Below are 12,372 nucleotides of genomic sequence, written 5' to 3'. Positions count from 1 at the left end.
TTGTTTTTGATATAGGTATTTAAATCACATCAGGTTACAATGACCCTTATGTTCAAGAATCTTCCTAACATACGACATCTTCGGGTATTCATTGAGGTCTCCAATGCAGGAGGTATAAGTCAGGCTGCAGAGCGTGTCTTTCTCTCTCAACCTGCGATGACTCAAGCCATTGCGAAGTTAGAACGCTTGCTGGGTGTAAAGCTGTTTGAACGCCAGTCCAGCGGGATGTATCTGACTGAAGCTGGTGGCGTCTGGGAAGCGAGGGTCAACAGCGCCTTTGCTATTCTAAGATTAGGTCTGGCCGATGCACTGTCGTCCATGTCGAATCGTCGTATGGAGACGATTGAGCGCATCATGACGCAGCTGACGACGACCCAATTAAAAGCACTAGTAGCGGTTACCGATGCGCAAAACTACAGCGTTGCAGGTCGTAATCTGGGTGTATCACAATCTTCACTGCATCGATCAGCTCGTGAGCTCGAGTCACTCATGGGGCTGTCGCTGTTCGAAAAGACCAGTACTGGCATTGCGGCAACACGAGCGGCCAAAGTGTTCTCCAAATCAACCAAGTTGGCCATTTCAGAGATTCATCAGGGGCTTCAAGAGTTGTCAGGCCTTGGTGATGGTCGTGAAGTGGGACGGATGCGCATCGGCAGCATGCCACTAGCACGCACCTCTCTGTTGCCCAAAGCGATTAATGAATTTACCAAAGCTTATCCTGGTATCACTTTAGAGTTGGTTGATGGGCCCTATGAAGATCTTTTAGCCCATATCCTTCAGGGGGATGTGGATCTCTTGGTCGGTGCGTTGCGTTTCCCGATCCCAACCAGTGATATTGTTCAAGAAGAACTCATAGCGCCTCCATTAGCAATTGTGGCACGCAAAGGGCATCCCGCTCTCAATATAGATCAGATTACTCGAGAGGACCTTCTTAACTACGGTTGGGTTATCCCAAGAAGTGGGGCGCCAACCCGCAACCTATTTGAAGAACTGATTCTGCAAGGTGAGGAGAGGGAAGGTCTATCCATCGTCGAAACCAGTTCCCATGTGCTGATTCGAGAGCTGTTACTTGGCGGTGATCGACTCACATTAATCTCTCAGCATCAGTTGGAATTTGAGTTATCCAAAGGGGATTTGGCGGTGCTTCCTTTTGAGATGTCAGGCACTAAACGCCCAATCGGCATTACCCGTCGCAGCTCATGGAACCCCACTAATGCCCAGCAAAAATTTATTGATCTACTGCGGCTGGCCGTATCTTAGAAGCGGTTTTGTCTAAGCTTACATTCACATTTTTGAATGACGTCTAGAATTTTTAACGGTTCTATGAAAGATCCATTTTGATAATCTTAGGGACAATATTTATCCATTCGAATTAGGGAGACACTAATGAGAGTTTGTGTTGCAGGCGCTATGGGCGCATTTGGTCTAAAACACTTAGATGCATTGAGTAACATTGAGGATGTTGTTGTGACGTCAGTCGTTGGTACTAAACCTGATGCCATTGCTGAGTTTGCTAAAGAGCGTGGTATCGCTCACGCAACAACAGATCTTGCTGAATCGCTTGCGCGCGATGATGTGGATGCGGTCATTCTTGCAACACCGACTCAAATGCACGCCTCTCAGTCTATTCAGTGTCTTGAAGCAGGCAAGCACGTCATGGTTGAGATTCCGATGGCGGATAACATTGAAGACTCAATCAAACTGGTGGAGGCACAAAAGCGCACGGGTTTGGTAGCCATGTCGGGTCAGACTCGCCGCTTCAACCCAAGCCACCAGTGGATTCATAACAAAATCCAAGCGGGTGAGCTTAAGATTCAACAGATGGATGTTCAAACTTACTTCTTCCGTCGTTCTAACAAGAACGCTCTGGGTAAGGCGCGCTCATGGACGGATCACCTGCTTTGGCACCACGCTTGTCACACCGTGGATCTATTCCAGTACCAGACTGGCGAGAAGTGTACAAAAGTACAAGCGATGCAGGGTCCGATTCACCCAGAACTTAACATTGCAATGGACATGTCGATTGGTATGAAATCAGAGAGCGGTGCACTGTGTACACTCTCTTTATCTTTCAATAACGACGGTCCATTTGGTACTTTCTTCCGTTACATCTGTGACAAGGGTACCTACATCGCCCGTTACGATGATTTGGTTGATGGTAACGAGAACCCAATTGATCTCTCTGGCGTTGCTGTTTCTAACAACGGCATCGAGCTTCAGGATCGTGAGTTCATTTCTGCAATTCGCGAAGGCCGCGAGCCAAACTCAAGCGTTCAGCAAGTATTGCCTGCGATGGAGACACTACACCAGCTAGAACAGCTTTTGGATTAAGTGTTGGCTTGTCGTTAAAAAGGCCGCTGTAGCGGCCTTTTTGTTGTCTTCTTCACTGGAAGACGCTGAGAGAGCAGGTGACAGGCTGAAGGCCAGTCACTGGCACGAAGATGTCAAGGCAAGCACCGGTGACTGGCTTCAGCCTGTCATCCGCCCTCAAATTACGCTCCAACCTACAACACAAACGCCAAAACAGTGTTTAGCGTCGCGTAAGACGCGACCGTAGTCAGCAGCAATGAGCTGGAAGCCGTCTTTGCTGCGCCATAAGGTGCAGCGAGAATAGGGTAGATGGTGAACATGGGTGAAGCGGTGATGACAATTAGAGCTATCTGCCATTGTCGATCAAAGTCCCACCAGAGGGTAATCAGCAGAAGGGCTAGAGCAGGTTGAATCAACAGTTTTGCCCCTGCAATCATTCCTAAAGTACTCAAATCATCGCGAATAGAGTTTCCTACTAAAGATCCTCCAATAACGATCAGTGCTGCGCCACCAGCCGCTTTTGCGAGCACCCCTAAGCTTTCGTCGATGAACAACGGCAGTTGAAAGCCGCTCAACGATAAAATTAAGCCAACCGCTATTGCGATGAGTATCGGGTTGTTGATCAGGCGTTTAAAAATTGAGCTTAGTGAGCCTAACAGCGTTTTGTCTTTATGATCAGCTGAGAAGTACTCAGTAGTCAGGAGCGCTAACGGAAGCACCACTAGGTTTTCGACCAGTATACAGACAACTAATACTTGAGCGGCCATATCGGGCATGACCTGCAGCAGAATAGGGTAGCCAACAAAAATACTGTTGGGCATAGCGGCCCCAATGGCTAATGCTGATGACTGTTTAGCATCACCTTGTCTGACGCTCCGAATCAGACCCAACGAAATGAAGAAGGTAGCGACTGCGGCAATAGCATAAATCGATACGTAATCGCTATTAAAGATATCAGCAGGGCTATTCTTAGATAGATTGCCGACAATGATCGCCGGTATGCAAAAAACCAAAACAAAGCGGGCTATCCCAGGGATAGCCTCCTTAGACAGTGCGTTATATTTAACGGCTAAAAACCCAAGAGCCATTAACGTAAAGAGCGGTGCGGTAATCCCGAGAACGTTCATCATCTAAACCTGTCATCAAAGAGGTTCTATCTTATCGAGCCCTGAGACTTGGTGGTAGCGATTCGCCCCTGATTACCATAAAATCAATAATCTATTCGAAAAAGTGATGGCTAATGCAAGTTCGAGATTACAACCGCAGTAACTGGTTCAAGAACCGTCGAAGCCTGTTTAGGTTGCTGATTAATGCGTTGCTGTTGATATCATTAGCACTTTCACTTTTATCTCTGCTTCAGCAGCTTTTCACAGATTCATTGACGGGCTCCTACTTTTACCCGCTCACTCTCTCTTTGTTAGTCATCCAATATTTTGTGCACCGTATTCATTTAAGCTGGGGTGGAGCTGTAGCTTTCCTTACTATGGGAGCTGGTTCAATATCGCTAGCCTTAGTGTCGGATGATATAGCATTAGCCTATTTGTCAGGTGCGCTTTTGCCAGTATTGCTTCGCTTTGTATTGGCTCAAAAATGGGTATTACTCTTCATACCTATCTGGCTCTCTCTCCTCTTATTTATTGACTCCTATCGAGTACAAGAGGAGCTGATTTCTGAGCTCTATACCCATCTAATAACGCTCTCTTACTCCTTGCTGGTCTATGGTTCAGTAGCGGTGCTGTTTAATCGTATCTACTCTCTTGTTTTTTATAAAGAGTGTAAAGAAAACAGCGACTTAACGTCTGAATTTATAGACAATTATCAAATTCATCAGCATTTTGATTGGCTCAAAAATAAGAATCCTGACGGTGTTGTAAGAGTCTATGGTGTCTACATTAAAAATATCTTGGATAATGTAGGAAAAAGTTCAGAAAGTTCGATTGAATTTAAAGAGAGCGTTACTCAATTTAATCAGTTGTTAAGGGAAGTTTGTCCTGCAGGTGCATCCATTGGCAGGCTTGATAATGGGGTTTACGTTCTGATGTCAGAGCGACGGTTTTGGGACGCATTTGAGCGTGGACTTCGTCAGTTAAAAAAAGAGGCAACGGATCTCTCGCCGATTGTTGTTTCAACCGATACCCCTAATGACTCAACTGATCTGGATAGTGCACTGCATAACTTGGATACAGTATTTGTGCGTGCCACCAAAGAGAAAACAGATTTTGCTCGATTCAATTTGAAAGATCGTGATCATCTTAACGGCCAAACAGATATTCAATCTTATGAAGTCTCTCAGGCATTTGCTAACCATGAGATACAGATGTTCTTTCAGCCTAAGGTCGATATTAAAGATAACAATAGACTGGTAGGTGCGGAGGCACTGGTCCGCTGGATTCACCCTGAGAAAGGTTTGCTAACACCAAAAGATTTTGTCGATCTTCTTGAGTCCTCCCCATACAGGCTTACATTTATAAACAGTGTCGTTGAGCAATCCGCACATTTTTGTGAAACAATGAAACAGTCGGGTCTACCGATCTCGGTTTCATTTAACTTAAGCGCTAATGATCTTCAGGATTTGCGTGTCACCTACGAGTTGAGTCAGGTCCAAGAAAAGTACGGTTTTAGGGCCGGAGAGTTACAGATTGAGCTATCTGAACAGGAGACAGACGTCTCTTTGGATAACTTAAAGCGCTCCTTAGATGCCGTGAAAGAGCTAGGTTATTCAATCGCTTTGGATGATTTCGGTACCGGTATGAGCTCACTCGCCTATTTTCAAAACCTACCCGCCGATACCATCAAACTAGATAGAGCCTTTATCAAAGACATTCATCTAAACCCCTCGTCTGAGCATTTAACGAAAATGGTCGTATATTTGTCCAAAGCGGAGGGGCTGACAGTCGTAGCAGAAGGGGTTGAGAACGCCTCGGAGGCAGATAGACTGCTTAAATTAGGTGTTGATCAGGTGCAGGGGTTCCTATTTGGTAAACCGATGCCGGCTACTGAGTTTCTTCAATATTACGGCTTAGAATTAGTTGAAGATGATGTTTAAAAAGCGGCATATATCTTGCTAGTTTTTATCTAACTCTTTCCAATCGTTAATGGTTTAAACCTAATCTATATGTGGTCTTAATGAATAGAAAAGTCATCACAACAACACCTTACTCTGGTCAGAAACCAGGTACGTCTGGCCTTCGAAAAAAGGTTAAAGTATTTCAACAACCTAACTACTTAGAGAATTTTGTTCAGGCTGTTTTTGACTCTTTAGAGAGCTGCCAAGGCCAATCACTCGTGATCGGTGGTGACGGTCGTTATTTTAACCGTGAGGCAATTCAAACCATTATTAAAATGGCGATCGCCAATGGCTTTGAAACCTTAATCGTGGGTCAAGCAGGAATTCTTTCAACGCCAGCAGCCAGCTGTGTGATCCGTAAATATGGTGCAGTCGGTGGACTGGTGTTGTCAGCCAGTCACAACCCAGGTGGCCCTGATGAAGACTTTGGCATTAAATTTAATCGTGCCAACGGTGGCCCTGCAAGTGAGACCCAGACGGACAGTATTCACCAAACGACGGAAACCATTACTCGATACTTTACGATTGATGCTGAACCTGTAGATCTTGATAGTGTTGGAGAGGTTAGCATTGGAAATGCGCTGATTAAGGTGATTGATCCTGTCACAGATTATGCCGATCTGATGGAGGAGTTGTTTGATTTTAAAATCATGAAACAGCTCTTGAGCGGTTCAAATTTCACATTTCGTTTCGATGCCATGCATGCCGTGACTGGGCCTTATGTACAAGAGATATTCATCAACCGGTTGGGCGCACCAAAAGAGAGCGTTATCAACGCGATTCCAAAAGAGGATTTTGGTGGTCATCACCCCGACCCCAATCTTGTACATGCAGCCGAATTGGTCAAACAAGTCAATGAACAAGGGTTAGATTTCGGTGCCGCTTCGGACGGGGACGGCGATAGAAATATGATCATTGGCAACCATTTTTATGTAAACCCTTGTGACAGTTTGGCTGTATTAGCCGCGAACGCACAAAAGATTCCCGCCTATGAAGATGGATTGAAGGGTGTCGCTCGCTCAATGCCAACCAGTCGTGCAGTTGACCGTGTGGCTGAAAAACTCGGTATCAACTGTTATGAGACTCCTACCGGTTGGAAATTTTTTGGCAACCTGATGGATGATGGCCGTATCAGCTTCTGTGGTGAGGAGAGTTTTGGTACCAGTTCAGATCATGTTCGCGAGAAAGATGGACTTTGGGCTGTTCTATGCTGGATCAATATTCTGGCCGCGACCGGTCAATCGGTCTCTGATCTGGTTAAAGATCATTGGTCTCTATTCGGAAGGGATCTATTTACCCGCCATGACTATGAATCAATCGATTCAGACAGTGCAGCCAATATGATGCAGCAGCTAACAGCCTCTTTGGATAGTCTTGCAGGAGAGACCTTTGATGGCGTTACCCTGACTCTGGCCGATCAATTCAGCTACTCAGACCCTGTTGATGGCTCCGTCAGTCATAATCAAGGAGTTAGAATGCTGTTCGATAACGGAGGTCGTATCGTTGTTCGGCTATCTGGAACCGGCACGGCCGGTGCTACGCTCCGTGTCTATCTTGATCAGTTTACTCAGGATGAGTCGATTACTGACACACAAGCAGCTTTGAAACCTTTAATCGAGTTGGCGAATCAGTTGATCGGTATTAAGCAATTTACAGGACGCACAGAACCTGACGTTATTACTTGATAGAAGGTGTGGCCCTATGGATCGCGGTTTGTCGCTGCGCTCCAATTCGCTCCTACAATTTAACGCTCCGTTTGTAGGAGCGAATTGCCCGAAGGGCAAACCGCGACAATTTAACTTTTGGCTCTTTCGATCGCCTGTTCTAGACGATCCTGTCCCCAGAAGGGTTCTCCATCAACGATGTAGAAGGGGCTGCCAAAGACACCAGCCTCAATGGCTTCGTCAGTCTCTTTGTCCAACTGATCATCTAAGCCTTTTGATTGCTCTAATAGAGCTGAATCAATACCCAGTTCATCGAGAAGTCGACCTAACACAGCGTCCTCTGCAATATTCAGATCTCTCTGCCATACGGCACTTAAGAGTGCTCGAGCCAAACCTGGTACATCCGAGCCTGCATCTCTAACTGCAAGTAGTAGTTTAGAGGCAGGACGACTATCCACTGGGAAGAACTTTGGCTTAAGATTAATGGTGATTCCGCGTTGTTTTTGAATCCGAGCGAGTTCAGCTAAACGGTAAGCTTGACGTTGAGGCGATCGCTGAGGAACCGGCACACCCCCTGTTGCAGCAAATAGACGGCCAATATCGAATGGGTGATACACGACCTCAGCGGGTGCTTGTGTATCCAACAGATCACCGGCTAGGCAGGTAAAGGGTGAGATCGGTGATAGGTAGTAATCTATTCTGTGGCTCATCAGTATTTCCCTCTGTTTTTTATCGTCACGAAAGATACATCCTTGTGGTTCCTAAAAACCGAACTTTAACTCTCTTTGGTTACGAAAGAGGGGTGTGGTTTTTCATCAATTGGCCAGTGAAGTAGTACAGCCATCAAACCAAAGAAGATACCGGCCCACCAGATGTACTCATAATGGCCATAGGTTTCATAGAGATAGCCACCTAACCAGACGCCAGAGAAGCTACCCACTTGGTGGCTAAAGAATACGAAGCCATAAAGGGTGGCCATGTATCGTGTACCAAACATGTTCATAACGATGCCGGAGGTTGGAGGAACAGTGGCCAGCCAGAGAAGCCCCATCACAGCACTGAAGATAAGTACCGATGTGAGCGTGATAGGGAATATCAAGAATAGGGCGATAGCAATTGTTCTTCCACCGTAGATTGCCACAAGTAGCTTCGATCGTGAGTGCTTGCGACAGATATTGCCGGCCCAGAACGCCCCAGCGATATTGAACAGACCAATCAATGAGAGAGACCAAGCACCGACCTGATGCGCGAAGCCTAAATCTGATAAGTAGGCCGGCATGTGCGCCGTAATAAAGGCAACGTGAAAGCCACAAACAAAAAAGCCAAACACCAGAAGCCAGTAGGATTTGTGACCAGCGGCTAATCGCACTGTTTCAGCGAATCCTTGATCGCTCTCTGTAATGACAGAGCTCTTCTTGGCATTCAGAGGAATGGCTAACAACATCATCAATATGGCGATAGCCGTTAGAATATGCAGTGAGTTGATCCAGCCAAAATCAGAGATAAACATCTGAACCAATGGAACAAGCGCAAATTGACCAGCAGAGCCACAAGCGGTGCCCAAACCGAGTACCCAGTCACGTCGTTCTGGTGGAACGGATTGAACTAAAGCAGGAAGAACGATGCCAAACGAAGTGCCGGCGACGCCAGCACCCACGAGAAACCCTAATCCTGCATTAAGCGTGAAAAGATCCGACACACCAGCTGTTAGATAAACACCTAGGGCATAGACCAGTGCGCCACCAAACAGGACGTTGCGATTTCCGAAACGGTCGGCAAGCCCGCCAGTGAAAACCGACATAATTCCCCAGCTCAGGTTTTGCAAGGCTAGGGCAAAGCCTATGATGTCACGCCCCCAGTCGGTTGAAGCCTCAATAGGACGCATGTACAAACCATAACTCGACCGTATACCAAAGGAGATCATCAATAATAGGCAGCCACTGGCGATCAGGAAAATCGTTGAAGGGGAGAGTCTCTGAGTCATGTTTGATCCAGCTTAAAGAAGAATCGCTCAATGATAGTTGCCTATCTATTTGCGGACAACTGTATAATCATCATCCAACATTAAGATAGTGACTCCATGTTTACAGCTTTTATCTCTGCTATTACTCCGGTTTTTTTGATCGCCGTCCTTGGTTTCTTTCTGGCACGAAAAACGGACTACCTAGAACACCCTGGTTTGGCCATGCTCTCCAGCCAGATCGCCTTGCCCGCTCTGGTGTTTACCTCGGTGACTCAGATGAAAGTTCCCGTCACAGAGATGGGGTATTTGATGGGAGTGACCGCTCTCTGCTTAGCGGTCGGTGCTACTCTGATAGCCATTTTTTGCAAGCTGCTTAACACCTCACCGCGCTTCTATCTCTCGACACTGGTCAACCCCAATACGGGCAATTTAGGTATTCCACTGGTCTTTGCACTGTTGGGGCCTGAGGCTCTGGCATCTGCGGTCATCATTTCAACAACTGTGACGCTTAGTCACTGGACATTAGGAACCACCGCCATGTCAGGCCAATACAATTGGCGCTCACTGGTCACCAATATGCCTCTGTTAGCACTCTTGTCAGGTGCAATCGTGGTATCGATGGATTTGACGATTCCTGTGCCTATCAGTCGTGCTTTAGATTCTATCTCCGGTATAGCCATACCGATTATGGTCATGTTGTTAGGCCGCTCATTAGCCCGTTTAAAGATAGGGGGTGCCCGTCAGGTTGGCATCATTGCAGGTTTATCCATCTACCGACCCTTGTCGGGTTTTTTGATTGCCTGGCTGGTTGTATCCCTAATTACTATCGATACCACTGCAGCGCTCTCACTGCTTATTCAGATGTCGATGCCGGTTGCTGTGATGAGTTATGTTCTAACGGTTCGATATGGCGGTCCTGTCGATCGTATTGCCGCTCTTACCATTACCAGTATTCCTGTTAGCCTTGTAATACTGGTGTTGATCTTCAACTTTCAGTCAGCACTGGTTTAAAAGGGTAGGTCTGGCTGACTCTTTCTTGCTATAATTTCACGCTTATTTTTTTGTCGATACCGACTGCCTATTTTTCGAGATCAAACTCGATATGGAGAAATGAATGAGCGCCACCGTTGCAATAGTTATGGGGTCTAAATCAGACTGGCCAACCATGGAAGAAGCCGCCAAGATGCTAGATGTACTGGGTGTCGAGTACACCGCTGAAGTGGTATCGGCACATCGCACCCCAGATAAGATGTTCCGCTTTGCTGAACAAGCTGCCGACAATGGCATCAAAGTTATTATTGCCGGTGCTGGTGGTGCGGCTCACCTCCCAGGTATGATTGCTGCTAAAACCATTGTGCCTGTGCTGGGTGTGCCTGTGCAGAGCAAGGCATTGAGCGGCCAAGACAGTCTTCTATCCATTGTTCAGATGCCACGTGGTATTCCTGTTGGAACCCTGGCTATCGGTGGAGCAGGTGCATTTAATGCCGCGCTACTGGCCTCTCAGATGCTAGCAACAACAGATGCAGAGCTCGCCGTTCGTCTGCAAAATTGGCGTAATGAACAGAGCCAAACGGTTCTAGATAATCCAGATCCACGAGGTTAAGCATGCAGTTGCCACGTATTGTCATTGCCGGTAATGGTCAACTAGGTCAAATGCTTCAGCAAGCAGGTGCACCCCTGCAGCTTGAAGTACAACCTATTCACCCGATAGGTGATCAACTGGTCGAGTTGAATGACGACGACGTTATCTCGGTAGAGATTGAGCACTGGCCTGAGAACCCTGTCGGTAATCAGCTTAAATCCCACCCAAACTTTCGCAACGATGCGGCTCTATATCAGGTCATTGATCGTTTTCGTCAGAAATCGACCTTAGATCGCCTTAATGTCCCAACGGCCCCTTGGGTTGATTTAAACAGTGCCGATGCATCCATTGCCGAGTCGCTATCCTCTCTGGGTGAGCGTGCCGTCGTAAAGGCTCGTATGGGTGGTTACGATGGGCGTGGTCAATGGCGCTGGAAGCAGGGTGATGAGATTCTTGCTGAATGGGATGGCATTGCCATCGCTGAAGCGATGATCCCGTTCTCACATGAGGTGTCGTTAGTTGGCGCACGAAATGCACAGGGTGAGAAGGTCTTCTACCCATTGACGCGTAACTGGCATCAAGACGGCATTTTGCGTGCGAGTATTCCTGGGTTAGATAATGACCCTGCGATGCAAGCAAGTGCTGAAGGTTGGCTGGGATCGATCATGGATGACTTTGACTACATCGGCGTCATGGCGATGGAGTGTTTTGTTGTCGATGGTGAATTATTGGTTAATGAGTTAGCGCCACGTGTCCATAACTCCGGACACTGGAGCCAAGAGGGTGCTAGTGTCAGTCAGTTTGAATTGCACTTAAGAGCGCTTGCTGGTTTACCTTTGATCACCCCTGAGTTTCGTGGTGTCTCTATGATGTATAACTTGCTTGGACGAGACTGGAAAGCAGAGTGGCTGGCGGTACAGGGCGCTCATGTGCACTGGTATGGTAAAGAGATCCGTCCTGGTCGTAAGGTAGGTCATCTCAACATCGTTAGACCGACTGTTTCCGCACTAGTTGAAAGCTTGTCCGAACTCGAGCCTCACTTGGATGAGGGTGAAGCAGTGGTGGTTGAGTGGGCAAAAGCTCAGCTTAGCTAATTTAACAAGCTAATCTCTAAAACTAAAAAAGCCGCTTGAGGTATCTCAAGCGGCTTTTTTGTATCGACTGATCGATTAAGCAGTTGCTTTTGGAGCAGCCGCTTTACGAGTTGTTTTTGCAGCTGGTTTAGCCGCTTCAACTGAAGGCATGAAGTTTGAAAGATCAAAGTTTTTCATGTCGAATTTAGAAAGGTCGAACTGTGCTAGATCGAATTTCGCTAGGTCGAACTTAGAGAACTGAGCCATCGCTTCTTCTGTCATCTCTTGAGTAGACTTTTCGAAGATTTCAGTCAGTTCAGCTTTTGCAGCCATTAGAGCAGAGATCTCTTCTTCAGCAACAGTGTTTAGTTTTGCTTCCATCTCTTTAAAGAAAGCAACCTGAAGTTCTAGAGCAGCTTTTGGCTCTTTTGATTCAGTCAATGCTTTAACATGCTCAAGACCACGGTTTAGCATCTCTGTAGCAACAGTTTGCTGCATGCCGAATAGTTTTTCAGCAGTTTGTTTGTTGATTTCAGCTGCTTTAGTGAAAGGAGCCATCTGTGCTTTGAACTGGTTCATCATTTCGTTGTACATGGTGACCTCCGAGGTCTTTAAGTTTCTATCTAAAAAGTTTGTTGCACTGCAACATTTGACGCCATATTAGACATTGACTAAAAAACAATCAACACTTTTTTGTGCATTGCACAAAAATA

The 12,372-nt window shown here is 46.6% G+C and carries 11 protein-coding genes; 7 read left to right on the top strand and 4 right to left on the bottom strand.

Translation table 11 applies throughout. The features are described from left to right. The first annotated feature begins 48 nt into the window (after positions 1-48). Together XMD530_RS03475 and XMD530_RS03470 are read left to right on the top strand one after the other, a co-directional pair. The gene (locus XMD530_RS03475) at positions 49-1,260 is read left to right on the top strand and encodes a LysR family transcriptional regulator (RefSeq protein WP_173480900.1); all 1,212 of its coding nucleotides are present in this window, start codon (positions 49-51) and stop codon (positions 1,258-1,260) included. 126 nt (positions 1,261-1,386) lie between these two features. Then, on the top strand, positions 1,387-2,331 hold the full coding sequence (locus tag XMD530_RS03470) for a Gfo/Idh/MocA family oxidoreductase (protein ID WP_173480901.1): 945 nt from the start codon (positions 1,387-1,389) through the stop codon (positions 2,329-2,331). A gap of 173 nt (positions 2,332-2,504) precedes the next feature. Here XMD530_RS03470 and XMD530_RS03465 read toward each other — a convergent pair whose 3' ends face one another. Next, positions 2,505-3,440 (bottom strand): AEC family transporter, encoded by a 936-nt coding sequence (locus tag XMD530_RS03465; RefSeq protein WP_173480902.1) that lies wholly within the window; start codon positions 3,438-3,440, stop codon positions 2,505-2,507. A gap of 110 nt (positions 3,441-3,550) precedes the next feature. Here XMD530_RS03465 and XMD530_RS03460 point away from each other — a divergent pair, with 110 nt between their 5' ends. Next, positions 3,551-5,356: an EAL domain-containing protein gene (locus XMD530_RS03460; protein WP_173506736.1), complete on the top strand. Its 1,806-nt coding sequence runs from the start codon at positions 3,551-3,553 to the stop codon at positions 5,354-5,356. Between the two features lie 80 nt (positions 5,357-5,436). Beyond that, on the top strand, positions 5,437-7,062 hold the full coding sequence (locus XMD530_RS03455) for an alpha-D-glucose phosphate-specific phosphoglucomutase (RefSeq protein ID WP_173506735.1): 1,626 nt from the start codon (positions 5,437-5,439) through the stop codon (positions 7,060-7,062). Between the two features lie 110 nt (positions 7,063-7,172). Here XMD530_RS03455 and XMD530_RS03450 read toward each other — a convergent pair whose 3' ends face one another. Beyond that, positions 7,173-7,751 carry a 2-hydroxychromene-2-carboxylate isomerase gene (locus XMD530_RS03450; protein WP_173506734.1) on the bottom strand — a complete coding sequence of 193 codons (579 nt, stop codon included), beginning with the start codon at positions 7,749-7,751 and terminating at the stop codon, positions 7,173-7,175. A 65-nt stretch (positions 7,752-7,816) separates the two neighbouring features. Then, positions 7,817-9,025 carry an MFS transporter gene (locus XMD530_RS03445; protein WP_173506733.1) on the bottom strand — a complete coding sequence of 403 codons (1,209 nt, stop codon included), beginning with the start codon at positions 9,023-9,025 and terminating at the stop codon, positions 7,817-7,819. Positions 9,026-9,121: 96 nt separating this feature from the next. Here XMD530_RS03445 and XMD530_RS03440 point away from each other — a divergent pair, with 96 nt between their 5' ends. The 3 genes from XMD530_RS03440 to purK all read left to right on the top strand — a co-directional run bounded on the left by XMD530_RS03440 (position 9,122) and on the right by purK (position 11,680). Further along, complete coding sequence (locus XMD530_RS03440; protein WP_173480907.1) at positions 9,122-10,015, top strand: AEC family transporter; 894 nt, start codon at positions 9,122-9,124, stop codon at positions 10,013-10,015. Between the two features lie 103 nt (positions 10,016-10,118). Further along, a complete protein-coding gene (purE, locus tag XMD530_RS03435) occupies positions 10,119-10,607 on the top strand; it encodes a 5-(carboxyamino)imidazole ribonucleotide mutase (protein ID WP_173482473.1) in 489 nt (162 codons plus the stop codon). 2 nt (positions 10,608-10,609) lie between these two features. Beyond that, positions 10,610-11,680: a 5-(carboxyamino)imidazole ribonucleotide synthase gene (purK, locus tag XMD530_RS03430; RefSeq protein ID WP_217363654.1), complete on the top strand. Its 1,071-nt coding sequence runs from the start codon at positions 10,610-10,612 to the stop codon at positions 11,678-11,680. A 75-nt stretch (positions 11,681-11,755) separates the two neighbouring features. Here purK and XMD530_RS03425 read toward each other — a convergent pair whose 3' ends face one another. Continuing rightward, positions 11,756-12,253 carry a phasin family protein gene (locus XMD530_RS03425; RefSeq protein ID WP_173480909.1) on the bottom strand — a complete coding sequence of 166 codons (498 nt, stop codon included), beginning with the start codon at positions 12,251-12,253 and terminating at the stop codon, positions 11,756-11,758. Between the last annotated feature and the right edge of the window lie 119 nt (positions 12,254-12,372).

The sequence above is a fragment of the Marinobacterium sp. xm-d-530 genome (assembly GCF_013283365.1).
Taxonomy (GTDB): Bacteria; Pseudomonadota; Gammaproteobacteria; order Pseudomonadales; family Balneatricaceae; genus Marinobacterium_E.
Note: the sequence above shows the minus strand (reverse complement) of the source record. Positions and strands in the feature narration are given on the sequence as shown.